The 26,293-nt window shown below is 34.2% G+C and carries 22 protein-coding genes; 9 read left to right on the top strand and 13 right to left on the bottom strand.

All coding sequences use genetic code 11. The annotated features are described in order from the left end of the window. Positions 1-57: 57 nt before the first annotated feature. From ABXT06_RS19130 to ABXT06_RS19110, 5 genes are all read right to left on the bottom strand, one after another. Positions 58-4,638: a PorP/SprF family type IX secretion system membrane protein gene (locus ABXT06_RS19130; protein WP_354592175.1), complete on the bottom strand. Its 4,581-nt coding sequence runs from the start codon at positions 4,636-4,638 to the stop codon at positions 58-60. A 1-nt stretch (position 4,639) separates the two neighbouring features. Beyond that, positions 4,640-6,103 (bottom strand): gliding motility protein SprC, encoded by a 1,464-nt coding sequence (gene sprC / locus ABXT06_RS19125; protein ID WP_354592174.1) that lies wholly within the window; start codon positions 6,101-6,103, stop codon positions 4,640-4,642. Beyond that, on the bottom strand, positions 6,100-6,510 hold the full coding sequence (locus ABXT06_RS19120) for a hypothetical protein (protein ID WP_354592173.1): 411 nt from the start codon (positions 6,508-6,510) through the stop codon (positions 6,100-6,102). Before ABXT06_RS19120 ends, sprC begins: the two co-directional genes overlap by 4 nt. A 100-nt stretch (positions 6,511-6,610) precedes the next feature. After that, entirely contained in the window at positions 6,611-7,903 is a 1,293-nt protein-coding gene (locus ABXT06_RS19115; RefSeq protein WP_354592172.1) for a beta-helix domain-containing protein, read from the bottom strand. A 177-nt stretch (positions 7,904-8,080) separates the two neighbouring features. Then, positions 8,081-8,533: a hypothetical protein gene (locus ABXT06_RS19110; protein WP_008465732.1), complete on the bottom strand. Its 453-nt coding sequence runs from the start codon at positions 8,531-8,533 to the stop codon at positions 8,081-8,083. A 447-nt stretch (positions 8,534-8,980) separates the two neighbouring features. On the opposite strand from ABXT06_RS19110, the gene ABXT06_RS19105 reads away from it, so the two are divergent. From ABXT06_RS19105 to recA, 4 genes are all read left to right on the top strand, one after another. Further along, complete coding sequence (locus tag ABXT06_RS19105; RefSeq protein WP_354592171.1) at positions 8,981-10,129, top strand: DNA polymerase III subunit; 1,149 nt, start codon at positions 8,981-8,983, stop codon at positions 10,127-10,129. A gap of 6 nt (positions 10,130-10,135) precedes the next feature. Further along, a complete protein-coding gene (locus ABXT06_RS19100; protein ID WP_095930182.1) occupies positions 10,136-10,519 on the top strand; it encodes a DoxX family protein in 384 nt (127 codons plus the stop codon). A gap of 112 nt (positions 10,520-10,631) precedes the next feature. Then, positions 10,632-11,141: an acyl-CoA thioesterase gene (locus ABXT06_RS19095; protein WP_008465736.1), complete on the top strand. Its 510-nt coding sequence runs from the start codon at positions 10,632-10,634 to the stop codon at positions 11,139-11,141. Positions 11,142-11,286: 145 nt separating this feature from the next. Continuing rightward, the gene (gene recA / locus ABXT06_RS19090; protein ID WP_111368298.1) at positions 11,287-12,294 is read left to right on the top strand and encodes a recombinase RecA; all 1,008 of its coding nucleotides are present in this window, start codon (positions 11,287-11,289) and stop codon (positions 12,292-12,294) included. Positions 12,295-12,856: 562 nt separating this feature from the next. Here the strand turns inward: recA and ABXT06_RS19085 are convergent. Beyond that, a complete protein-coding gene (locus ABXT06_RS19085; RefSeq protein WP_354592170.1) occupies positions 12,857-13,597 on the bottom strand; it encodes a lysophospholipid acyltransferase family protein in 741 nt (246 codons plus the stop codon). Between the two features lie 262 nt (positions 13,598-13,859). On the opposite strand from ABXT06_RS19085, the gene ABXT06_RS19080 reads away from it, so the two are divergent. The 3 genes from ABXT06_RS19080 to ABXT06_RS19070 all read left to right on the top strand — a co-directional run bounded on the left by ABXT06_RS19080 (position 13,860) and on the right by ABXT06_RS19070 (position 15,579). Next, positions 13,860-14,237, top strand: coding sequence for a GxxExxY protein (locus ABXT06_RS19080; RefSeq protein ID WP_354592169.1), 378 nt, complete (start codon positions 13,860-13,862; stop codon positions 14,235-14,237). Between the two features lie 123 nt (positions 14,238-14,360). Beyond that, on the top strand, positions 14,361-15,335 hold the full coding sequence (gene trpS, locus ABXT06_RS19075) for a tryptophan--tRNA ligase (RefSeq protein WP_354592168.1): 975 nt from the start codon (positions 14,361-14,363) through the stop codon (positions 15,333-15,335). A gap of 121 nt (positions 15,336-15,456) precedes the next feature. Next, a complete protein-coding gene (locus ABXT06_RS19070) occupies positions 15,457-15,579 on the top strand; it encodes a hypothetical protein (protein ID WP_354592167.1) in 123 nt (40 codons plus the stop codon). 18 nt (positions 15,580-15,597) lie between these two features. Here the strand turns inward: ABXT06_RS19070 and dprA are convergent, their stop codons facing one another. Then, entirely contained in the window at positions 15,598-16,698 is a 1,101-nt protein-coding gene (gene dprA / locus ABXT06_RS19065) for a DNA-processing protein DprA (protein ID WP_354592166.1), read from the bottom strand. Positions 16,699-16,936: 238 nt separating this feature from the next. Here dprA and ABXT06_RS19060 point away from each other — a divergent pair, with 238 nt between their 5' ends. Continuing rightward, positions 16,937-17,908 (top strand): HU domain-containing protein, encoded by a 972-nt coding sequence (locus ABXT06_RS19060; protein ID WP_354592165.1) that lies wholly within the window; start codon positions 16,937-16,939, stop codon positions 17,906-17,908. 120 nt (positions 17,909-18,028) lie between these two features. Beyond that, positions 18,029-18,466, top strand: a complete 438-nt coding sequence (locus ABXT06_RS19055) for a hypothetical protein (protein WP_354592164.1) — start codon at positions 18,029-18,031, stop codon at positions 18,464-18,466. A gap of 46 nt (positions 18,467-18,512) precedes the next feature. On the opposite strand, the gene ABXT06_RS19050 is transcribed toward ABXT06_RS19055, so the two are convergent. The 6 genes from ABXT06_RS19050 to mnmG all read right to left on the bottom strand — a co-directional run bounded on the left by ABXT06_RS19050 (position 18,513) and on the right by mnmG (position 26,000). Beyond that, positions 18,513-19,274 carry a hypothetical protein gene (locus tag ABXT06_RS19050; RefSeq protein ID WP_354592163.1) on the bottom strand — a complete coding sequence of 254 codons (762 nt, stop codon included), beginning with the start codon at positions 19,272-19,274 and terminating at the stop codon, positions 18,513-18,515. A gap of 78 nt (positions 19,275-19,352) precedes the next feature. Next, entirely contained in the window at positions 19,353-21,632 is a 2,280-nt protein-coding gene (locus ABXT06_RS19045) for a helix-turn-helix domain-containing protein (RefSeq protein WP_354592162.1), read from the bottom strand. Positions 21,633-21,735: 103 nt separating this feature from the next. Next, the gene (locus ABXT06_RS19040) at positions 21,736-22,320 is read right to left on the bottom strand and encodes an OmpH/Skp family outer membrane protein (protein ID WP_066033199.1); all 585 of its coding nucleotides are present in this window, start codon (positions 22,318-22,320) and stop codon (positions 21,736-21,738) included. Between the two features lie 238 nt (positions 22,321-22,558). Continuing rightward, positions 22,559-23,407, bottom strand: coding sequence for a class I SAM-dependent methyltransferase (locus tag ABXT06_RS19035; RefSeq protein WP_354592161.1), 849 nt, complete (start codon positions 23,405-23,407; stop codon positions 22,559-22,561). 85 nt (positions 23,408-23,492) lie between these two features. Continuing rightward, positions 23,493-23,963, bottom strand: a complete 471-nt coding sequence (locus ABXT06_RS19030) for a GNAT family N-acetyltransferase (protein WP_354592160.1) — start codon at positions 23,961-23,963, stop codon at positions 23,493-23,495. Between the two features lie 165 nt (positions 23,964-24,128). Then, entirely contained in the window at positions 24,129-26,000 is a 1,872-nt protein-coding gene (gene mnmG, locus ABXT06_RS19025; protein ID WP_354592159.1) for a tRNA uridine-5-carboxymethylaminomethyl(34) synthesis enzyme MnmG, read from the bottom strand. Positions 26,001-26,293 lie beyond the last annotated feature (293 nt).

The raw sequence follows: 26,293 nt of genomic DNA, 5'->3' as shown, positions 1-26,293 counted from the left end.
TTGATAACATTTATTTCAAAGTCTCTCTTCCCTTTTTAAGAGAGACTACTGCTTTTACTAATTCTCTACTTTTACGATGGCCATTTTACCATTGTATGGTTTACTACCTTTTGCATCTAGTGCTTTTGTTCCCTCTTGTAAACCATCAAATTTCTCATAATAGATGTAATACTTACTCGTTGCTACATTATAAAAGAAATTAATATCTGAACGTCCAGCAGCAACTGCTTTCTTTAAGAACTCATCACGTTTCTCTACACTATTATGGACTGCTATAATCATGTAATACCCGCTATCAGAATTCTTAATATTCTTGATAATCTGCATGTTCGACTGCTCTTCACCAAAGTCAAAATCATTCGCTGTTAATGGCGTGCTGCTCAGTTTTGTTGTTTCCTTTATTCGTTTAAGAGCTGCAACGTCCTGCGCATATCTTCCTTCATCATTCTCATAAGCTGCACGTTTAATTCTACGTTTACGCTCAATTTCAGTCTCTGTTTTAATACGCTCTAAATCGGCAATTAAAGCAGCTCCTTCTCTTTCCATTTTCAACTGAGCCGCTTTCAACTCATTTATCTTTTCAAGATATGCTTTATTCAAAGGATCATCTTTAGGGAACTTTTTAAGTCGTTCATTATAAAGATTAGTTAGCTTCGCAATCTCATTCTTCATACTGTTATTTGCATCAGCAATCTGAACTTTCAATGCCTCAATCTGACTATTTTCTGCCGCCACACTCTTAAATGGTTTTGGCTCTCTATAAATACCCTTTTCACTTAAATCATTCTCCTCCTTTAAATCGTTCAAGTCTTTTTGCTTATTTGCAACTGTTGCCTTAAACTGATTTAATAGATCTGTTTGAATGTTACTTGTTCCTTCAACAGATTTAGTCAAGTTTTCTATAGCTTTTCCAGTATCATCCTTTGCTTTAGCCGCTAATGCTGCTGCTTCTGCATCGGCTTTTGCTTTTTCGGCTGCTAATCTTGCTTGACGCTCCTCTTCTTCTCTTAAACGTCTCGTTTCTTCTTCAGCTTTTAACTTCTCTGTAGCTTCAGCATCTGCTTTGGCTTTTGCATCGGCTAGAAGTCTTGCTTGTTCAGCTGCCATATCGGCTTTTGCTTTAGCGTCTGCTGCAAGTTTAGCTTGAAGCGCTTCTGCATCAGCTTTGGCTTTTGCATCTGCTGCTAACTTAGCTTGACGAGCTTCTTCATCTAATCTCGCTTTTTCCTCTGCAGCTTGTTTCGTTTTCAATGCTTCTGCATCAGCTTTCGCTTTTGCGTCTGCAGCCAATTTCGCTTGAAGTGCTTCTGTATCTGCTTTGGCTTTTGCATCTGCTGCTAACTTAGCTTGACGAGCTTCTTCATCTAATCTCGCTTTTTCCTCTGCAGCTTGTTTCACTTTTAATGCTTCTGCGTCTGCTTTAGCTTTTGCGTCTGCAGCCAATTTCGCTTGAAGTGCTTCTGCTTCTGCTTTGGCTTTTGCATCTGCTGCTAACTTAGCTTGACGAGCTTCTTCATCTAATCTCGCTTTTTCCTCTACAGCTTGTTTCGCTTTTAATGCGTCTGCGTCTGCTTTAGCTTTTGCATCAGCTGCTAATTTCGCCTGACGTGCATCTTCCTCTTCCTGTAATTTTTTCGCTTCTGCTTCAGCTTTCGCTTTGGCTGTAGCTTCTGCGTCGGCTTTTACTTTTGCATCTGCTAATAATTTTGCTTGTAAAGCTTCCATATCCGCTTTTGCTTTAGCATCGGCTGCAAGTTTAGCTTGTAATGCTTCTGCGTCGGCTTTAGCTTTCGCATCTGCTGCTAATTTCGCTTGGCGAGCCTCTTCTTCTACTCTAGCTTTTTCTTCAGCGGCTTGTTTAGCTTGTAATGCTTCTGCATCGGCTTTCGCTTTAGCTTCTGCTGCCAATCTTGCTTTTTCTGCTTCTGCATCGGCTTTTGCTTTTGCTTCGGCTTCCTGTTTGGCTTTCAATGCTTCTGCATCAGCTTTCGCTTTTGCTTCGGCTGCAAGTTTTGCCTGACGTGCATCTTCTTCTTCCTGTAATTTTTTCGCTTCTGCTTCGGCTTTTGCTTTGGCTGTAGCTTCTGCATCGGCTTTTACTCTAGCATCTGCAATTAGTTTAGCTTGTAAAGCTTCCATATCTGCTTTTGCTTTAGCATCGGCTGCTAATCTCGCTTGCTCCGCTTCAGCGTCAGCTTTGGCTTTTGCTTCTGCCGCTAATCTTACTTTTTCTGCTTCTGCTTTCGCTTTGGCATCTGCTTCTAATTTTGCTTTTGCAGCAGCTTCTGCATCTGCTTTCGCTTTAGCATCTGCTACAAGTTTAGCTTGAAGCGCTTCTGCATCCGCTTTCGCTTTTGCTTCTGCAGCTAATTGTGCTTGTCTCGCTTCTTCTGCTTGTTTTATTTTTAGTGCTTCAGCATCGGCTTTTGCTTTTAATTCTGCAGCTATAATTGCTTGTCGTGCTTCTTCGTCGGCTTTTGCTTTTGCTTCTGCGGCTAATTTTTCTTTAAGCGCAGCTTCTTCTGCCGCTTTTGCTTTTAAATCTGCTGCGACTTTGGCTTTGTTTGCTGCATCGATAGAAGATTTTGTTTTAGATTCTGCTGCGGCTTTTGCTTTTGCTTCAGCAGCTAACCTTGCTTGCAATGCATCTGAATCTGCTTTTGCTTTTGCATCTGCAGCTAATATTGACTGCATATCTGCTGCCTCTGCTTTTGCTTTTGCATCTGCTTTACGTTTTGCTTCTGCAGCATCTGCTTTTGCTTTATTATCAGCAATTAATTTTAATCTCGCCGTTTCTGCATCTACTTTTGCTTTTTCAGCTGCGGCTAATCTTGCTTGTCTTGCTGCTTCAGCGTCGGCTTTTACTTTTTCAGCAGCAGCTAATCTCATTTTTGCTGCAGCTTCTGAATTTGCTCTTGCTCTTTCTATTGCTAGTTGTGTAGCCGTTTTTTGTTGTGTTGGTGCTGCTGCATTCGCTGCGGCCGCTTTTGCTTTTGCAGCTTCTGCATCGGCTTTAGCTTTATCTGCTGAAGCAACTTTTGCTTGTAAAGCTTCTGCATCTGCCTTAGCTTTAGCATCAGCAGCTAATTTTATTTTTAATGCTTCTGCATCTGCTTGCGCTTTATCTGCTGCTAATTGTTCAGGCGTTTTTTGTGCAACTGCACCAGATTTATTTGCTGCGGCTTGTGCCCTTGCTGCAGCTGCTGCATCTACTCTTGCTTTATTATCAGCAGCAAGTTTTATTCTACGTTCTTCTGCATCTGCTCTAGCTTTATCTGCTGCTAGTTGTGCTTGTGTTTTTTGTGTTTCAGCTACAGCTTTGTTCGCTGCTGCAGTCTGTGCTCTTGCTGCGGCTGCGGCATCTGCTTTTGCTTTTGCCTCTGCAGCTAATCTTATTTTAACAGCTTCAGCATCTGCTTTCGCTTTATTGTCTGCTTCAAGTTTTGCTTTTGCTGCTGCTTCAGCATCTGCTTTTGCTTTATTATCTGCTTGTAATTTGGCTTTCATTTTAGCCTCTGCATCTGCCTTAACTTTTTCGGCAGCTGCTAATCTTGCTTGTTTTGCTTCAGCATCTGCTTTTGCTTTTGTTTCAGCGGCCAATCTGTTCTTTTCCGCAATTTCAGCTCTGTTTACCTGAGTTGCTTCTGAATTTGGTTTAGCTGGAACTCGCTTTGGCTTAGCCGGATCAATCAATGATCCTTCATCATCATCTCCGTAATAGTAATTTCTATTTTTGAATTTATAAGCAATTGCGAACTCATGCGAACCACCTAGATTTGAGAAATTACCCATTCCTCTTTCGTAATTGTATTCAATAGCGATGCTTGGAGAAATATTAATCCCAAGACCTGCAGAAACTCCATATAATGTATTATATCCAGCCTGTGCCCAAACTCCTTGCTGAAGTGCCAGCATAGCAAGTCCAGAAATGACTGTTTTATCTTTCTTTATTTCTGTTCTAACAATCCCAGAAAACTTACTTCTGTCAAAAAAACCGTAACTGTCAATATAGCCAGTATACATGGCATGCAATTGAATCGCTCTTTCTGGATCTTCTTTTACCATTCCAGATCCGAAATTATAAAGCACTAAATTGTTAACTGCTAATCCAAAATCTAAAAATTCTGTACCATAATTAATTCCAGGATTTACCGTCAGTAATGTGCTTTTTGGAAAATCTCCTGTCAAAATAGTAGAATCATCAGATATAATTTTTCCTGTATTGATACCGCTTTGGTAGATTCCAACATTTAAACCAAAAGTCAAATTATTATCCTCCTGTAAAACGATGTTGTGAGCAAAGTTTCCAACTCCCCCAAAAACAGTCATTAATCCATAATTCTGTTGAAATAGGCCGACAGCAAATGCTTCATTCTCTCTAAATCGTCCAGAATAATTAGCTAAATAAGTCTGTGGAGCATTTTCGAACTGCACCCATTGTCTTTTATTATAGAAACTTGCGTATGGGTTTGATTCTCTAACAAAACTAAACGTTGGGTTAATTAAATATCTATTAAACTTTAGAGAATTTCTAATGGGTAATGAAAACGAAACAACTCCATCCTCAGAAGCGTCTTGAGAATAGAGTACATTTGATAAACCGTAAAATAACGTGATGAATAGTAAAAGTTTCTTCATATTATTTTATAACCGTTATTGATCCTTTTTTTTCACCTGCATCGCCTTGAATGACATAGTAATAAACGGGATTTACATTCTTAAAATCTATATTGTTTTGAGGCCAATCGCCTTGGTAATTCACTACATCCAAAACCATTTCTCCGTTTGAACTAATGATCATTACCTTCGTATTTGCATTTTTATATTCATCTGGAATATTCCAATAAGGGTTCATTCCGCTTAACTTAATAATATTCGGAATAACGCTTGATGGTCCAGACTCACCATTTATTCTAAATGAAAACTCTTTATTTGCAATACATCCAGATGCTTGAGAAATTTTCACTTTATAATTACCTTTAACAGCTACAACATAGGAGTTTGATGTTTGTCCAGAAATTAAATTGCCATTTAGAAACCATTCGAAAGTAGGTGCAGTAGCATCTGTTGTAACATTAACCGTTATCGTTTCCCCTTCACTTAGCTTATAACCGTCTTGAGCGTCAATACTAGCTTCAAAACTGTTACTTTGCAAATTAATACTACCTGTAGCTATACATCCTCCAAAATCGACATCAACAGAATAAACTCCAGATTCGTTTGTAGAATACGTACGATTTGTCGCTCCTGTAATGGAATTACCGTCTTTTTTCCATTGATAGCTATTTCCTGAAGTTGCTGTTAAAATTGTTCCTGTACCACTAGCACAAAAAGGATTTCCTAAAGACGAGTTTATTGTAACCGCAGAACCAGAAGATGATGACGAAACAGTAACTCTATTTGAACTAAAATTCACATTCGAACATTCGCCATAATCAAGTTCTGCAAAATAAACGCCAGCAGAATTTACTACTAAAGAAGACAAATTTTGCCCTGGAATTAGAACATCATCTTTATACCATTTGTATTTAACATTCGGATAATTTGCAGGCGATGATTCTGCTACTTCCGGAGTAAGATTATCAACTGATAAAGTATAACTTCCTCCAGAACAGAAAGCGGCAGTATTTCTATTTTGATTTATTAAAAACGAAGATACATAGTCTTTATAATAAACTGAAAAAGAGTAAAATCCTGAAAAATTTTGTGCTCTAGGACTATTAACCCCGTTACTACTTACTATTCTTAAACTGTAAGTATTAGAACCTTTTAATGTCGTAGGAATTGCGAATTTAATTGTTTGTTCAGTACTTGATAATTGAATAACATCAAGAGTAGTAGTAGATGTTGGGTTGGTAAAACTACCAAATTCATCAGATAATTGAACAGAAAAAGTAATATTTGAAGCAAAATTTAAATATGAAAATGTTGCCAAATATTCATTGTATTTAGCACCATCAACAATATCTCCAGCACAAATATCTTTAAAAGGTAATTGCTGTGGAGATATTGATGATTGCGCATAAATACTTGATCCAGTAAAAAAGATTATGCTGAATAATAGTAAAACTTTAAAAAAAGATAAAGTAATTTTTTGAATCATATAGTGCGTGTTCTTGCTAGATCTATACGCTCAAAAAACAAGATATCTATGAATGTTTCAGAGAAATCATACTTGTAGTTTTCAATCACTTCTTTTGCAAGAATTGAAGTTGCTGCAAATGATGAATTCTCTTCGCAATCATTAGATACAGTATTTGACTCAGCCGCTATAGTAAGGCCATCCTTGGGGGTGGACATCCCTACTATAGACTGATTTAAATTACTTGATTTGCCGTTCTCAATAACAGCATTATTATTGTTTATTTGGTTATTATTAGCCAAAGTTAAACCACACTCAGAAACAGCAGCCTTAGTAGGTTTTTCTGCTGTGTTCTGTGCATATAAAGTTAACGATATAGGCGAAACCAAAAATATTATATATAAAAAATATTTTTTCGTAGATACCATTATGTCTTGATCTTTATTTTGGCCCGTAAGACGATACATAAATTGTGTCTGGGGACTTAATTAATAAAATTTACGCGTGGGAAATAAAAATCGAAACTATTTATCTATTACCGCTAGAAGCTGTGATTTTTCCTAATTGTAATCTGAAATCTGGTTTTTTAGGATTGAAGATATCAATGAATGTTTCTTTGTTGTCACTTTGTGAGTAAACGTTAAAGAAAACACTGTTTCCATACCAGCTTTCTAAATCTTCATTGTTAGAGTTGTATTCAGTAAAGATGTTTCCTTTACATAAGTTGAAATACATTTCCTCAAATTTGATTTTTTTAAGGTTGGCATCATTGATTTCTGTTTTGCTGTCTAATAATACTGCAGGGTTGAATCCAGAGATTACACTTCTTTTCATTTCAAGAGAAGCATTTTCGGCTACGTAAACAGCCTCTTTTACTAAACCTGCTTGAATGTCAGCGTTAATGTTTTCACTGTCATTAACCATTGTAATATTGCTCGCAACAACTAAAGTTTGTTTTTTAGTGAAATCTGTTTCACTTTTCTTTTCAAAAGATCTTACCTCCATACAACGAGATCCGTCTTTAGTACTTGAGAAGTAAGAAGATCTAACTGCTAGAGAGTTGAAGAAACGACATTGAACTCCTTGAGAGAATTTAAAGTCATCGTTAACTGATTTATAAGAAACGAATTTTGTAGCATTTAAGTCACCACCTAAGATTCCGAAAGAATCTCCACCAGCGTAACTAACCATGATGTTTTCTAAAATTGTTTTGTTACCAACAGCTGCTAAAGTCAAAGCATTGAAAGTATCAGCTCCTTTTACTTTTTTACCAGCAAACTCAATTCTAACAAATCTTAAAATTCCTGAGTTTGAAGCTACATTGTCTCCACCATAAGTAGTCATTGTAGGATCAAGATCTAGGTTATAAGAACCTACATTTCCGAATTTGTTAATTGGTGCATCTCCAAGAATTACAATTCCACCCCAATCACCAGCTTTTTTCATACTGCGGTTTGAAGTAAATACAATTGGATCAGTTTCTAGACCATCAGCTACTAATTGAGCACCTTTTGTAACTACCAATGTTCCTTTTGTTTCGAAATCACCGATAATTACTGTTCCTGGTTCAATAGTTAAAACAGCATTATTTGTAACATAAACGTTTCCTTGCAAAACGTAAATATTCCTTTTCAGCAATTTAGTATTAACAGAAATATTTCCTGCCAAAATTTGGTTTGCTTCTCCATAATCAACTTTGTTAGGCTTAAACTCAGTCCAGTTGTTTAACCAATTGGTGTAGCCCATAATTCCTTTCTCTTGTTGAGCATTCATACTCGCAACTGTCAAAAGAACGCAGATCAATTGAGTAATTTTTTTCATGATAAGGGGGGTATTACGGTTAATAATAAATTTGGGTATGCGTAAATGTAAAACTGCTCTCGAGTTTTCTGATATTTCAGAACCCTCGAGAGTGAGTTTTTTTATTTTGTTTTTTAAAAATGCCTAGCTGGTATTCACTTAGACTTTCTCAAAAAAGATTTTAAAAAAAATGCTTTATTACATTTCGTTCAAGTCGTTGAACTCGTGTAATGATTTCAATGTACTTTCGTAGAACAAAATTGCAGCGATTAGATTTCCTTTATCAGAGTAAGGCATCATTTTTCTTTGGAATTCTACAGTTGTATCCAAAAATGTTGATGTACCTACTGCCTGAGCATCTAATACTTTTTTGTGTTCGTTATCGTCTGGAATACCAAGGTCGGCCATAGTAACTCCAGGTTTTGTAACCAAAGCAATGTAAGGGAGAGTTTTAACTAATACTTTGATACGCTCGATGTATAATTCCAAAAGTTCACCCTTTTGCATACCACTTAATTCTTTTTGATCATGGTATTTTCGGATAAGAGCAGTTGTACTGATAATACTTCTCGGTGCGTTTTTAGCTTGTGCTGAAACAGCCGCAGTAGTTAAGATAAAAAAAGCACTAAATAGAATAATTTTCCCTTTCATAGATTCTTATTTTATAATTGGTTGTTGATAAAAACAAAAATATAGAAATTAACTTAAATTACAACTGTAATGGATTTTTTTTTCAAAAAATTTCCTTAAAAAAACCTTAAAAATCAGCCTTATGTCGAGAAAATGTGCGTTTTAACGGGCTTTTTGTTAAAAATGTTAATTTAAAATACGTAAGATATTAACTATAAAAAATATAAAATTGACTCTATAAATAATCAAAAAATAACGTTGATTAACGAATTTCGAAAAAAAATATTAACAAAAACATCTTGATATTTACTCACTTGAAGATATTTATTAACAATATTCTGTCGAAAGTGAAGCAAAAAAAATCAAAAAATCGTTCTAAAACCTCAAATCTAAATTTGAAAATTATTACGAATAAATAATCTTACTTCTGAAAATTTTTGACTACACATTTTCTTCTATCTTTGCGCCATGCAATTTTCTCAAATTTTAGGTCAAGATTACATCAAAAGCCACTTGATAAAAAGTGCTGCTTCTGGTAGAATTCCTCATGCACAATTGTTCGTTGGCCCAGAAGGAAGTGGTACTTTAATTTCGGCCATAGCCTACGCCCAATACATTTTATGCAATAATACTGGTAATGAAAATTCAAACGGAAATGATTCTTGTAATCTAAAGTTTGACAACATCTCTCATCCCGATCTGCATTTTATTTATCCAACAGTTACAACCGAAGACGTAAAAACAAAACCAAAAAGTTTAGATTTTATTCAAGATTGGCGCAGTTTCATTCAAGAAATGCCTTATGGAGGTTTGTTTGATTGGTATAAAATTCTCGGTGTTCAAAACAAGCAAGGAGAAATTCGTGTCGAAGATGCACAGGAGGTTTTAAAATCGCTTTCGCTAAAATCTTACGAAGGCGGATACAAAATCATGATCATCTGGATGGCTGATAAAATGAATATTGCCGCTTCCAACAAACTCTTAAAGCTTTTGGAAGAGCCATCAGATAAAACCATGTTTATTCTGATTTCTGAAAACGAAGAAGACATTATACAAACTATCCGTTCTCGATGCCAAGTAATTCACTTTAGTGCACTACCAGAAAAAATCATTGCCGATGCTTTGGTTGCTCGAGAAAATATTGACGCGGGTCTTGCTAAAAAAATTGCACATCAGTCTCAAGGTAATTTTAACAAAGCACTGCATTTGTTAAAAGAAGACGATGACGATCTTCCGTTTGAACAATGGTTTGTCAATTGGGTTCGCGCTGCTTTTAGAGCAAAAGGAAATGCTGCTGCCATTCAGGACTTAATTTCTTGGAGTGAGCAGATTGCAACATTGGGGCGCGAAAGCCAGAAAAAATTTATCCAATACTGTATCGAAATGTTCCGACAAGCTCTTATGCTAAATTATCAAGCTCAAGACTTGGTTTATATCGAACCAAAAGTGGATAAATTCAAACTAGAGAATTTTGCTCCGTTCGTAAACGGAAATAATATCCACGAAATATTCAAAGAACTTTCGGATGCGATGTATCACATTGAAAGAAATGGAAATGCAAAAATAATCCTTACCGATTTATCGATCAAATTGACTCGTTTAATTCATAAAAAATAATTCATAATGAACAATGTTGCCTCAATTTTGCTTTTAGCTTTTCTAGCTTTAACTTTTCTACAATCCGGTTATGAAAAGATTTTTTACTGGAAAGATAATGTTGCCTGGCTTAAAGAACACTTTGCCAAAACACCTTTAAAAAACCAAGTTCCGCTAGCTCTATTGCATTTATTGATTTTAGAACTAATTTCAGGAATTTTATGTGTTGTGGGCGGAATTCAGTTGTTTACAAATAATGGAAGAGAATTTGGTTTTTACGGAGCTATATTTTCTTGTATCTGTTTGCTAATGATGCTTTTCGGACAAAGACTTGCAAAAGATTACGATGGTGCGAGAACCATTGTTATATATTTTATTCCTGCTGTAATGGCAGTTTACTGGTTGAACTAAAATATGCCACAGATTTCACAGATTAAAATGATTAAAAAATCTGTGTGAATCTGTGAAATCTGTGGCAAAAAAAAGCCCTTTTTGGGGCGTTAAAACAAATTTTCTTAAAAAAATGAATCCAAAACATCCTTCAGAATCCTTAACTATTTTAACTGATTTAGTTTTACCGAGCGAAACAAATCCTTTAAACAACCTTTTTGGCGGTGAATTATTAGCCAGAATGGATCGCGCGGCTAGTATTGCAGCCCGCAGACATTCGCGCCGAATTGTAGTAACGGCCTCTGTAAATCACGTTGCTTTTAATAGAGCTATTTCGCTTGGAAGCGTTGTCACTGTAGAAGCAAAAGTTTCAAGATCATTCAAAAGTTCGATGGAAGTTTTTATCGATGTTTGGGTAGAAGACCGCGAATCTGGAAATAGAACAAAAGCCAACGAGGCCATTTATACTTTCGTAGCTGTAGACGATACCGGAAGACCAGTTGAAGTTCCTGCAATTGTGCCAGAAACCGAATTGGAAATTCAGCGTTTTGATGCTGCGCTTCGTCGTAAACAATTGAGTTTACTGCTTGCTGGCAAGATAAAACCAACAGATGCAACAGAATTAAAGGCTTTGTTTGTATAGAACGATTTTGTGACAATTTGGAACAATCAAACTTCAAAAAAAGAAGTAATTTTACAAATTATAAAACTGACTAATAAAAATATAGCAGAATTTTCTTATTTTTATCCAGAAAGACAAAATAATAATTTAAGATATTTAGAAAAAAATGAGTTCAGAGAAAGAAGCCAAATTAAAAGCACTACAATTAACGCTTGATAAACTTGACAAAACCTACGGAAAAGGAACCGTAATGAAAATGGGCGACAGAGCCATTGTAGAAGTAGAAACGATTTCTTCTGGCTCACTAGGTGTAGACTTAGCTCTTGGAGTAAACGGATATCCAAAAGGAAGAATTATAGAAATATATGGTCCAGAATCTTCTGGAAAAACAACTTTGACGCTTCACGCAATTGCAGAAGCTCAAAAAGCAGGAGGTATTGCTGCTTTTATCGATGCGGAGCACGCTTTTGATAGAAACTACGCAGAAAAATTAAACGTTGATATTGAGAATTTAATCATTTCTCAACCAGACAACGGGGAGCAAGCTTTAGAAATTGCTGAAAACCTTATTCGTTCTGGCGCTATAGACATTGTTGTAATTGACTCTGTTGCAGCTTTAACTCCAAAAAGTGAGATCGAAGGCGAAATGGGAGACTCTAAAATGGGGCTTCACGCACGTTTAATGTCTCAAGCTTTGAGAAAACTTACTGGAACTATCAGCAAAACAAACTGTACTGTTTTCTTTATCAATCAGCTTCGTGAAAAAATTGGTGTTATGTTCGGAAATCCAGAAACAACAACTGGAGGTAACGCACTTAAATTTTACGCTTCTGTACGTTTAGATATTCGTCGTTCTGCTCAAATCAAAGACGGTGAAAATGTAATTGGTAACAGAACTAAAGTTAAAATTGTTAAAAATAAAGTGGCACCACCTTTTAAAACTGCCGAATTTGACATAATGTACGGAGAAGGAGTTTCAAAAACTGGTGAAATCTTAGACCTAGCTGTTGAATTTGACATCGTTAAAAAAGCAGGATCTTGGTTTAGCTATGGCGACACTAAATTAGGACAAGGACGTGACGCTGTTAAAGCTTTAATTAAAGACAATCCAGAACTTGCTGAAGAACTGGAAATTAAAATTAAAGAGCATATGAAAGAATTGGCAAATGCCTAAAAAATAAGTCTAAAAGACGCTCTAAAAAGCCAAGTGATTACACAAAAAATCACTTGGCTTTTTTATTTTTGAAATAAAATTAAAAATTTCACGCAACCTTTTTACTAAACCTTCATCTATCTAAAAAAGCAGTTTCGTAATTGGTACTGCCATATATCAATTTCGGTTTTTTTTTAGAATTTACGTTGATTGGTTATTTGAGTAAAAAACCCGTTAGTTTGTTCAAACTGACGGGTTTAAATTATTTTTTTTTCAATTCCAACGCAACCTTTTTGACTTTTCTTTATCTATATTAATGTGAAATTAACTCGAGTTATAACCAAGCTCTTTATTATCAACCGTTAATATTTTTAATCATGAAAGAAAAAATAGAATTGTTGTACAATAAAAACCGAAGAAAAACCAAATTGAAATTTAAGAAAGTATTGCGTTTTATTTCAGAAAAGATAATTCACAGATAATAACTTTTGAATAAAAATAGGGGTTTTTAATTCAAAGAAAAAGCCGGTAGATCAAGTCAAATCTACCGGCTTTTGTATTTTACATAATATAATACTGTTTATTATTTTTCAAAATCTATTAAACCTTTGTAAATTAAATTTCTAACCTGATCTTTCAACTCTTTTCTATGATCACTTGTTAGACCTTTTGTTTCTACAAATGGCAAAATATGTGCACGCATTTTTCCTGGGCTTCCGCTCATGAAAGTATATGAAAAACGTTCTTTGTTATCTGGAAAAACAATGGGTACAATCGGAATCTGGTGATCTATTGCTAATCTAAATGCGCCATCTTTAAACTCATCCAACAAAATGCTTTCATCATCTGGCACTCCTCCTTCAGGAAAAATACAAATACTTAAACCTTGGTTAAGACGATTTTGCGCTCTTTTAAAAACTTCATTTTTACTTTTAGAAGAATTTCTGTCAACCAAAATACAAGTTCGTTTATAGAAAAACCCAAAAAGCGGAATCTTAACCAACTCTTTCTTTCCGACAAAAACAAACGGATTTTTTATAAGCACCAACATCAGCATAATGTCGGTCATAGAGGTATGATTGGCCACAATCATATAACTTTTGCCTTTAATGAGCTTCTGTTCGCGTTTTACGGTGTAATAAAAACCCATTCCGAAAAGGATGAATTTAGCCCAAATGCGGGCCATTTTAAAGAAATATGGATATCCTTTCTCAGAAAGGATAGAAACGACCAGAAGAGGGAACATAATGAGTATCGGAATCGCCATTAAAACGTAAAACCAAACTCTCCAAAGAATCCAAAAAGCAATTTTAAATATTTTCATAGCTTCAAATGTAAGAAAACAGAAATGAATTTTGTGAATATTTTAATATTGATAAAAATCAACTCGGTATTTTTTTTGTAGCGCAAAGATCGCTGAGTTTTTTCGCTGAGTGCGCGAAGTTTTTTTTGAGAAAATGCTTTGCTAAAAAGTTCACAAAGCCGAATTTCTAGTCCTCATAAAATGTAAAGAAAAAATTTTATCATTCTTTCGCATAAAACTATTAATTTTATACGAAATTCTGCGTTAAATTTAAAATACAAAAATGACTGAAAATGAGATTTCAACTATTGTAATTGGTTTAGCAATTGATATACATCGAAAACTTGGACCTGGTTTACTAGAAAATGTTTATAAAGAATGCCTATTCTACAAACTCAGACAAAAAGGTCTCATGGTAGAAAAGGAAAAATCGCTGCCCTTAACTTTTGAGGAAATAAAATTAGACTGTGGTTATCGCATAGATTTATTAATCGAAAATAAATTCATAATTGAAATTAAAGCTGTTGAAAGTTTAACGGTAAATCATTTAGCCCAAACATTAACCTATCTCAGATTAGCAAAGTGTAAACTAGGTTTACTAATCAATTTCAATGAAGCACTTTTAAAAAATGGCATCAGAAGAGTTATAAATAATATCTGAAAAACTAGAAAAGTACTGTGAACTTTAAAAAACTCAAAAAATCTTCTTAAACTCTGCGAAAAACTCTGTGAACTCTGCGCTAAAAAAACGAACTTTGCAGATCAAGTATAAGAAAAAACTAGAATGGCAAAAATACTTACTGGTGTTCAAAGTACAGGAACACCGCATTTAGGAAATTTATTAGGAGCAATTATTCCGGCAATCGAATTATCAAATGATCCGACTAACGAATCTTTTTTGTTTATTGCTGATTTGCATTCAATCACTCAGATTAAAGACGGAAAAACTTTAAGAGAAAACACTTATAGCACTGCTGCAGCTTGGCTTGCTTGTGGTTTAAATCCTGAAAAAGTGACGTTTTACAGACAATCTGATGTGGTTCAAACTACTGAATTGACTTGGTATTTAAGCTGTTTCTTCCCTTTTCAAAGATTGACTTTAGCACATTCGTTTAAAGATAAAGCAGATCGTTTGGATGATGTTAACGCTGGACTTTTCACATACCCAATGTTAATGGCTGCCGATATTTTATTATATGATGCTGAATTTGTTCCTGTTGGAAAAGATCAATTGCAGCATTTAGAAATTACTCGTGATGTGGCTGCGCGTTTTAACCACCAAATGGGCGAAACTTTTGTACTTCCAGAAGCTAAAATTCAGGAAAACATCATGTTAATTCCAGGAACAAACGGCGGAAAAATGAGCAAATCTGCAAACAATATCATCAACATTTTTTTGGACGACAAAACTTTACGCAAACAAGTTATGAGTATTGAAACAGATTCTACTCCACTTGAAGCTCCAAAAAACCCTGATACTTGTAATGCTTTCGCCATTTATTCTTTATTAGCAAACGAAGAACAAGCTGCCCAAATGAGAGCAAATTATTTAGGCGGAAATTATGGCTACGGTCACGCAAAACAAGCTTTGTTTGAATTAATTACAGAAAAATTCAAGACCGAGAGAGAGAAATATAACTACTACATCAACAACCTTGAAGAAGTTGACGCTTTGTTGAAAAAAGGTGCTGCAAAAGCTTCTGTAATTGCCGATGGTGTTTTAGCAAAAGTTAGAGAAGTTTTAGGTTTTGAAAAATAATTCAAAAACTATCTTTTAAAGAAACGCTGATCATTTTAAAGTTGATCAGCGTTTTTCTTTTAAGGCATATTTTAATTAATTTTTGTAACTTCAAGAATATTAATCATTTAAAAACAAAAAAATGGATAAGTATATTGAAGATTATAATGTTCCTCCGTATGTATTTCAAATCTTAAATATAATTTTTGGCTTACTGCTGATTTATATTCTATACCGATTGTATAAACATTTTACGAGAAAGTAATATATAGGGTTTTCTGCGTTAAATTGATTCGAAAAGTTTTCCAGGCAAAGGCCTAATCACGCCTTTTAATTCCATGCCAATCAGAATTCCAGATACTTTGAAAATCGGAATTCCACATTCGATTGCAATGATGTCTAATAACTCTTTTCCATTTTTTAAAAGGAAATCATAAACCTTCTGTTCTTCGGGTTCTAATTCTACAAAAAGCTGTTTCTGAATGTTTTTTGGTTTTTCTTTAATATCCCAATTTAGCATATAAATTAAATCAGCAGCATCTGTCAACACATTTGCTTTCTGCGTTTTAATCAAGTTATTGCAACCTTGACTGTATTTATCAGTCACTCTACCAGGCACAGCAAAAACATCACGATTGTACTCGTTGGCCATATTTGCAGTTATTAAAGATCCTCCTCTATCGGCAGATTCTATTACAATTGTAGCTTCTGTCATTCCTGCGACAATACGGTTTCTACGGACAAACTTCTCTTTATCAGGATTAGAATCACTCCAAAACTCTGTAATAAATCCTCCGTTCTCTTCCATTTTTGCCATGTATTTTTTATGAGTTCTCGGATAAATTTGATTTAAGCCATGAGCCAGCACGCCAACAGTTTGCAAATTAAAATCAATTGCCGCTTGATGTGCTATTATATCAACTCCATAAGCAAATCCGCTTACAATTACAGGATCTAAAGGAGCCAAATCTTCTATCAACTTTCTACAAAAATCAGTTCCATAAGAGGTAATTTGTCTTGTACCAACAATACTGATTATTTTTTTATTTTTGAAATTCAAATTTCCAGCAGTAAAAATCAAAATTGGTGCATCAATGCAATGCTTGAGGCGTTCTGGATAATTTTCGTCTTGAAAAAAAGAAACTTGGATATTGTTGCTTTTTATAAATGAAAGCTCTCTGTCTGCTTTTTCAAAAACACTTTTATCTTTCAAATTTTTCAATAAAACAGACCCAATTCCATCAACGGCAGCCAATTGAGAATTCTTTGCTTTAAAAATAGCGGAAGCATCACCAAATGAATTAAGTAATTTTTTACCCATTATGTCTCCTACTCCATCGACCTTCAGTAAGGCAAGTAAATTAAACAATTCCTGATCTGTCATTTTGCTTTAACATTATGTAAAATAGAAAAATTAAATCTACTTTTATTGAGGCGCAAATATCTATAAAACAAAGTAATTTCTTAATAAAATTACAAAATATTTTTGAAGCGTCTTATTTAGAAAGAAAAACTAAAAAGTTAATATACTGAAAACGAATTGTCTAAAAATAATTCTGAATTGTTAATAAAAATTGTGAATAAAATTTTGATAACTATGCGCGTTGGCTAACTTTGTTAATATGAAAATCGAAGTATATATCTCACAGTTATTGTATCGTTATCAGTGTGTAACGGTTCCAGGATTTGGTGCATTTTTAACCGAAACGCATTCGGCGCAGCTAAATGAAAGCACTAATTCGTTTTTTCCTCCAAAAAAAACCATTTCTTTCAACAGCCGTATCAAAAATAATGACGGATTGTTGGCAAATCATATTGCACAAGCTGAAAAAACATCTTACGGTTTTGCAGTTAGCGCAATTGCTTTTGAGGTTTTGAACTGGAAAAAAACATTGGAAGAAGAAGGCGTAATTCTTTTAAAGAACATTGGAGAACTACGTTTAAATTCTGAAAGCAATATCGTTTTTAAACCAAACGATCAAACCAATTTTCTATCTACTTCGTTCGGATTGAGTCCTTTTGTTTCTCCAATGGTGAAAAAAGAGGCATTCGAGAAAAAAATCGAAAAAATTGCAGCAAAAGAAAAAGATGCTGTTTTATTATACGAAAACGAAGAAGAAACCAAATCTTCAAATCCGTTCTTGCGATATGCTGCGATTCTTGTTTTAGGGCTTGGAATTACAGGAAGCATCGGTTACCCATTATATCAAAATCAAATTGATAACCAAACTCTTGTTGTAGAACAAGCTGTTCAGAAAAAAGTACAGAACAAAATTCAAGAAGCCACTTTCTTTATCAAAAGTCCACTTCCAGCTGTAACTCTTTCTGTTGATTCAGCTAAAGTAGAAACTGTTGAAACCACAATGCCTTATCACATTATGGCTGGTGCTTTTAGAAGTGAAGCAAATGCAAAAAAAGCTTACAACCAGTTAATTAAAGATGGTTACAAAGCAAGAATGCTGAAAGAAAACAAACACGGTTTATTTCCTGTTTTATACGGAAGTTATGCTACAATGAGAGAAGCAGAACAAGCTCAAAAAGAAATACAAAAAGGCGAAAATCCACAAGCTTGGATTCTAGTCGAAAATCTATAAATCAAAAAAATCCCGTTTTCTAAAACGGGATTTTTTTTGTCCTATTCTGTTATTTAAAAAATTTTGACTGGCTATCTTTGATCATTCCATAAGATAAATTAGCCTGAAAAATTAAACGTTATGGACAAACTTTTAAAAACATTAGTTCTCTTATTATTGCTGAGTTCACAATCATTTTTTGCCCAGCAAATTTCAAGTACTACACAAGAAATCGAACGCCAGAAAGCCGATTTTGAAACGCAAAAAAGTTTAAAAGAAAATTATAAAAAACTAGATGATAAACTTGATCAGCTGAAAAAAGAACAGAAAGAGTTGGAAATCAAAAGAAAAACTCTTTCTAAATCTGAAAGCAATTTGAAATCAACTAAGGAAAAAATCAGTAAACTAGAACTTGCTAATCAAAAAATTGAAAACAAAATCACTACAACTTATGTTTCTGATGAAGAAATTCAAAAACAGAGAATTAAAACCAAAGAAAATGAGGTCAATATTCAGAAATTGAAATTAACTCAAATTACACAGGAAAAAGAGCTAGAAAAAGCAATGTCAGCTATATAACTAAGAAAGCCTAATTCTTTTTGAATTAGGCTTTCTTTTTAAATGTTTATCGTGAAACAATTTTCGCATTTTGAGATAAAATTTCTTTTCCGGATTGATATACTAATAATGCCGCAGGCGCCGAATTTTTTTCGCCTAAAACAATGAAATGACATTCATACCTAAAGTTGCCTTTTTTGAACTCGTAATGATGATTTCCTCCTGTCCCATGTGCGAAGAAAACACCATTTTCAATTATAAGATCTGGAGCATCAATCATTTTCTTCTTGATAGACCATGAAGCATATCGATAATTATCATTTCCTAAATCATCAATTCTGATTCTGAATTTTGAAGTTTCCAGAATTGCGACAGGTTCCTTAAAATTTGAAAGTGAATAATTTAAGCTTTTCTTCTGCTTATCGATTAATAAATTTTTCAGTTTCAATTCTTCATCAGATTGACGATTGATGCTGATAATTTTTCCATCGGTATCAATCCATAAATCACCACTATTGAGCATGATTCCTCTCCAACCTACTTCTGACCAATCTTTTGCAGGATCCGATTTGGTTATTTTTTCAATCAGAACTTTATCAAAAATTTGGTTATATCTTTTTATAAAATCAGCCTTGTCTTTCACTGATGGAATTGGATATTCACGTTTGAACGGAAATTTTATTCGCTTTGCAATTGCTTCTTTATTGTTGCTTTTTACTTCCAGAATAAATTTAGAAATAAACTTTTGATATTCTGACTTCAAATCTTGAGCGTTCAAAAATGAAGAATTACAAACTAAAAATACTAAAACTATTTTAAATGCTTTCATATTAAAATGGGTTTAATTCGTTAAAAATTAGATTTTTGTAAACCAAAAACCAATGTTTCACGTGGGACGTTCAAAAATTTAATTAATGCTAGCTTTGAACATTTTCAATTCATCCCAAGTAAATTCATCACCATGTTTTTCTTTTAAACCGCTCAAAGATTCTTCTTGGTAAAATTGAAATGCTTCGCGTAAAGCCAATATTTTATCATAAGGTAAAACATCGGTAATTTCAATCTTTTTTGACTGAATAAGTCTTATCAAATGGCCTTCGATAGTTTGAACATTCAATTTACGCATTCTTGCAATATCTTCAACCGAATTTTTATCCATCCACAAATCGTATGTTTCTTCGACTGTCGTTTTTTTAGCCGTTTTAAGCTCGCTTTTTTCTGCTTTAGCTGATTTGTATCGAACAACAGGTTCTTCTGTCCTAAAAATGTCTGTATTTGTCGTTCTCAGCTCTTCCCGGATTCTTTCCGCTTTGTTAATTTTATAATTTCTAATAACTGGCGATGATAATTTTTCTTTGGAGATTGCTTCGCCCGAAACTACAACTTCGATCAGCAATTTGGCTTTCATCAATCGTAGAACTGCTTTGGTCTGCAAGTCTTCCAAAAAATTCAGCTCTTCGTAAAATTCCTTGACTTTTTTAAATTTCTGAATTTCATTTATTTTATAAATCAGATCATCGACTAATTTGTCCATTGGTTTGAAAAAATAATCATAGGCGGCTTCTACCCTTTCTTTTACAAAAATTAAATCGACCGTTTCTTTGATGAAAATTTTATTGAGCTGCGTAATGAATTTCTGTGAAGGATCTAAAAGCTGTTCGATCGTTTCCATTCGTTTATGCGCCCAAGCTGTGTGTTTTGTTTTTTCCGAACCCGCCGCATTTTCTTTATAACTGAAACGATGATTTCGCCATTCTTGCGCCAATTCACCCCAATTAAAACTGTTTATCAAATAGTTGTGGATAAAATTCTTGGTTTCGAAATGGAGCGAATTCTTCAAATCTTGTTCCGTTGCTCTGTTCAAAGCATAATCCATCACATCTTGGTCGTTCGAAATACCATTCATCTGCATCGGAGAAAGCAAAATAAGCCCTTCTAACGAACGCAAACGCGAAAGTGCCACATAAGCTTGTCCGGGCAGAAAAACTTGCGATACATCGAGCGCTGCTTTTTCAAAAGTCAAACCTTGGCTTTTATGCACTGTAATTGCCCACGCAAGTTTAATCGGGTAATGTGCAAAAGTTCCTAAAACTTCTTCTTCGATATCTTTAGTTTGTTCGTTGACTTTGTATCGGATGTTTTTCCATTCGTACTTTTCAACCTCAAGGGTCATATTCTCTTCTGGAAAGTGAACAAAGATTTCTTCATCAGAAAGCGATTTGATAACTCCCATCTTTCCGTTGAAATATCTCTTTTCAAAAGACAAGTCATTTTTGACGAACATAATTTGTGCTCCGACTTTCAATTTCAATTCTTCTTCTACCGGAAAGATTTTTTCTGGAAAATCACCTACCACAAATGGCGTATAAATGTATTCTTTACCATCTAAATCATTGATTGACTGTGAGTTGATAGAATCTGCTTTTGCATTATGTGTTGTCAGCGTGATATATCCTTTGTTCTCTTTGAAGTCGAAATCTGGCTTAACATACTGATTTAGAACGGATATATCTTCTGAAGTGATCTGATTATTACGAAGATTATTCAAAACCGAGATAAAAGCATCGTCTGTCTGACGATAGATTTTTGACAATTCAATATAAATCGGCGGATACGTTTGGAGCACATGAGAATGGAAAAAGAATTTCCCGCGGTAGTAGTTTTTCAGCGTTCGCCATTCTTCATCACGAATAACCGGTGGCAATTGAAGTAAGTCGCCAATAAACAAAACCTGAACTCCGCCAAAAGGTTGCGTGTTTCTTCGAACAGTCTGCATCATGAAATCGACCGCGTCCAACAAATCGGCACGCATCATGCTGACTTCATCAATAACTAGAAGCTCCATGTTTTTGATTACATTTCGTTTAACGTTATTCATTTTGAAATGACGACGAAGCGATTCTTTATTTTCAAACTTTACTGTTTCTGTAAATTGCGCACTTGCTTCGTACGACGGAATGAATGCAGAAAACGGAAGTTGAAACATCGAGTGAATAGTAACGCCTCCTGCATTCAAAGCTGCAATTCCTGTTGGCGCCACAACCACAGTATTTTTATGCGTTGTTGCGATGATTTCGCGCAAAAGCGTAGTTTTTCCTGTACCTGCTTTTCCCGTTAGGAAAATAGATTTCTGAGTCTGATTGATGAATTGTAAAGTATAAGCTGCCGCTTCTGAAACGTTTTGCATTGGGCTTGTATTAAAAACTAAAATTACCGCATTTTTATAAAAAGAAAAAACCTAAATCGTAGTGGATTTAGGTTTTTAGTAATTTAGTTAGTTTGGTAGTTTTTTATTTTTTTGCTTCGCCTTCTTTTGTTTCAGCTGCTGGTTTTGCATCTGCTTTTGGCTCTGCTTTGTATTTATCATTTAAAGCTTTGATAATTTCTTTTGTGATATCGTATTTCTCTTCAGCATACAAAATTGTTGCAGCATCTCCTGTTCCGTAGATGTAAGAGTAACCGTTTTTCTTTCCGTAATCTTTAATGAATTTTTTAACTCCACTAACAAGAGAATCCATTTCAACTCCACTTTCTTGTTGTAGTTGTTGTGCTAATGCTTGTTGTGCATAACCTAATTGCTGCTCTCTTTTTTGCAATTCAGCACCTCTTTGCTGTGCCCAAGCCTGACCATTTGCTTGCGCTTGACTTTGAAAATTAGCGGCGTCTTGTTTAAAACGTGAAATCTCAGCTTGTAATTGTCTACCTTTTTCTTCCGCTTGAGCTTTGTACTTTGCCTCTAAATCTTTTGCCTCAGTGTATTCTTTCATCAAAACCGAAGTATCCACGTAAGCTGTTTTTACTTCCTTTACCTCTGCTGTTTTGTTACAAGAAACTGCGAAAACTGAAAGTGCGATAATAACTAATGCTTTTTTCATTTTTAATAATTCTATTTTTTTAAGTATTGAAGACAAAAATATAAAAAAATCAATAGCATCAACATAAAGTTTAAAAAATGCGTAAATTTTATGATATTGTTTTTATTTATCGAAAAAAATATAGCCATAAACCAACTTTATCGCTATATTTTAGGTCTTTTTTATCTTGTTTTGGATTAGCCGAAAAAGCCATCTTGTCTTTTAGAGATAAAACGGCTTTAAAATGATTCTTTGATTTTTATTTGTTTTTCAAAACGTAAATATGCGACGAATATTCTTTTGAGCTTTTTGCTTTCCAGTTTGATTTTAATCCAACGAAAAAAGCTTTGATATAATTCATTTTTCCTGTTTTGTATTTTTCAGATAAAAGACTCACATAAAATGAATCGAACTTCATTGGAAGTATCTTTTCTAATTTCATGTCTACTCTTTCAAAAAGCAATTGGATTGATTTTTTCGAAAAATGCCAAAAATGAATTGGCACATCATAAGCTGCCCAAAAAGTTTCATAATGGCCCGCATCGAATGATTTATAATTTGGAACCGCAACAATTAATGTTCCAGTTGGTTTCAATAAACGCTTTAATTCTTGGATCTGATGTTCTAGATTTGGAACATGTTCTAAAACATGCCACATCGTAATTACATCCAAAGAATTACTTTCTATAGCGCTAATTTCTTCTACAAATGAAATTCCTTTTTCTTTAGCAATATTTTTAGCACGATCGCTCGGTTCTACTCCAATAGTTTCCCAACCGTCATTTTTTGCTGTTAAAAGAAAATCTCCAGTTCCAGCTCCAATATCCAAAAGTTTACCTTTTTGAGGTTGTTGGCTATTAATTAAATTCAACTTGTTCTTAAGAGCAATATTTTTCACGAAGTGATATGCTTTTTCAAATAACGAACGTTTGTTGTCTGTGTGCGAAATATAATCTTCGCTTTCGTAGTATTTGCCTAAATTTTGAAGTTCAGGTTGTGGTGAAGTAATTAACATATCTAATTCTTCATCATAATACAAATCAAAAATTTCTTTTGAAACAGAATGGTCTTTTACCGTAAGAAAATGTTTTTTGTTTAAAACGTTCATTTTTTAAATTTAATAGATATTTGGGTTTAATTTATAGCAAATCCTAAAAACGAAATTTTATCGCTTTTAGGATTTTTTGTTTTTGTTATTTGTTATTTTTCCAGTTTATCTTAACAGCTGATATTTTTTCATTTTCTAACCTGATATCATTCAAAACAGAAAAACCATTTAAAACATAAAATTCTAATGGTGATTTATATTTTTCTTCATTTCGTTTGAAATCATTTTCATGATCGATAACCCAACCATTCAAATCTGTATTATTCTTTTTTAATTCTTCTAATAGAATTCTTCCAAATCCTTTTCCTTGAAATTGATAATTCAACATAATTGCAAACCAAATTTCATTGTCACGAAAAAAGGTATAAGCCCAACCTTGAATTTTATTTTTATTATCAATTAGTACATAATTCTTTTGTTCTACAATTGTGATACAATACAATTCGAACTCTTCAAAAGTTTCATGTCCAAATTGAATTGGATATTCATTGTTACGAAGCTGCCATAGTTCTTTTTTTTCTTCTTTAGAGAAAATATCTTTCTGTACAACTTTCATATTGATCTGATATAAATTTTATTAAAAGGTTTCACGTGGAACAAATAGTTTATTTGAGAATTTCAAGTAAATGTTTCACGTGGAACAATCAAAATTTTAGATTTCAGACTTAGGATTTTAGATTCTAAAAAATCTGAAATCAACAACCTAAAATCTAAAATTATATTATCTTCCCATATAAATCAAAAGCACTGAAATATCGCTTGGTGATACTCCGCTAATTCTTGAAGCTTGAGAAATGGTTACAGGACGAATCTTGCTTAATTTCTGTTTTGCTTCAATCGACATTGATTTGATTTTGTTATAATCAAAATTGTCTGGAATTTTTACTTCTTCCAAACGATTTAATTTATCTGCATTATTTCTCTCTTTTTCGATATAACCCGAATACTTAACTTGAATTACAGCTTGCTCCACAATTTCTTCATCTAATTTATTTTCGTCGATATAAGCAGAAACTTTTTCAAACTTCAACATATCTTCTAATTCAATTTGCGGACGAGAGAAAATCTTAAACATTTTATCTCCTTGCGAAATCGGCGCAGATTCTTTTGCTTCTAAAATCGGATTTGTTTCTGCAATCGTTACACTAGTTTCTTTGAAGAATTGAACCATCTTTTCAGATTCGTTCAATTTCTTTTCCATTCTGCGTAAACGAGCTTCAGAAGCTAAACCAATTTCGTATGACATTGGAGTCAATCTGAAATCGGCATTATCTTGACGCAACAAAGTTCTATACTCCGCTCTTGATGTAAACATACGATATGGTTCTTCTGTTCCTTTCGTAATCAAATCATCAATTAGAACTCCAATATAAGCTTCATCACGTTTTAAAATCAATGGATCTTTTTCGTGCACTTTTAAGTGCGCATTTATTCCAGCCATCAAACCTTGAGAAGCTGCTTCTTCATATCCTGTTGTTCCATTAATTTGTCCAGCGAAATACAAACCTTCAACCAGTTTCGTTTCCAAAGTATGTTTCAATTGTGTCGGCGGAAAGAAATCATATTCGATTGCATAACCAGGTCTAAAGAATTTCACATTTTCAAAACCTGCAACAGAACGAAGCGCTTTAAATTGAATATCTTCTGGAAGCGAAGTTGAAAATCCGTTTACGTAAACTTCACATGTATTCCATCCTTCTGGTTCAACAAACAATTGATGACGTTCTTTATCTGCAAAACGATTAATCTTATCTTCAATCGACGGACAATATCTTGGTCCCAAACTTTTGATTCTTCCGTTGAACATTGGAGAGCGATCAAAACCTTCTCTCAAAATATCATGCACATTCAACGAAGTATATGTCATGTGACAAGAACGCTGATGCGTTAACGGAGAAGTCACATCTGAATAAGAAAACTTATCTGGCTTTGCATCTCCTTTTTCTTCGTTCATTTTAGAATAATCTAAAGAACGTCCATCTACTCGAGGTGGCGTTCCTGTTTTCATTCTTCCAGCTTCAAAACCTGCTTTGATCAAATCTTCGGTAATTCCGGTTGCAGCACTTTCTCCTGCTCTTCCACCTCCAAATTGTTTTTCTCCAATATGAATCAAACCATTCAAAAAAGTACCATTTGTCAAAACAACAGATTTGGAACGAATCTCCACACCAAGCGAAGTTCTAATTCCTTTTATCTTTCCATCTTCGATTATCAACCCTTTCACCATCTCTTGGTAAAAATCAAGATTTGGAGTTGCCTCCAACATCATTCTCCATTCTTCTGCAAAACGCATTCTGTCACTTTGAACTCTCGGCGACCACATTGCAGGTCCTTTCGATTTATTCAACATCTTAAATTGAATTGCCGTACGATCTGAAACAATTCCTGAATATCCACCAAGCGCATCAATTTCACGAACGATCTGTCCTTTTGCAATTCCACCCATCGCAGGATTACAAGACATCTGTGCAATGTTTTGCAAACTCATTGTAACCAATAAAGTTTTCGATCCCAAATTTGCAGCCGCAGCCGCAGCTTCAGAACCAGCATGGCCTGCACCAACCACAATAACATCGTATTCTTCTAAAAACATTTTGTTTTATTATTCTCCAAAAACCGCTACCGCGGTTTCTAGAATTACTTTTATATTTTTCTTGTTCCACGTGGAACGGATATTTTTTTGTTTCAAGTTTCAGGTTTAAAATTTCAAGTTTAAATCAGAATCTTCAAATCAGAATCTTCAAATATTGAAATCAATTAAACGTTCCACGTGGAACTATTAAAAAAACTATATCCAAACTAGAACTTTCAAACTAGAACTTTCAAACTAGAACTTTCAAACTAGAACTTTCAAACTAGAACTTTCAAACTAGAACTTTCAAACTA

Origin of the sequence: Flavobacterium sp. UW10123 (assembly GCF_040538975.1) — a bacterium.
In the GTDB taxonomy this organism is placed as follows: domain Bacteria; phylum Bacteroidota; class Bacteroidia; order Flavobacteriales; family Flavobacteriaceae; genus Flavobacterium.
The sequence above is the reverse complement of the archived record's forward strand: the minus strand, read 5'-3'. Positions and strand labels throughout refer to the sequence as shown.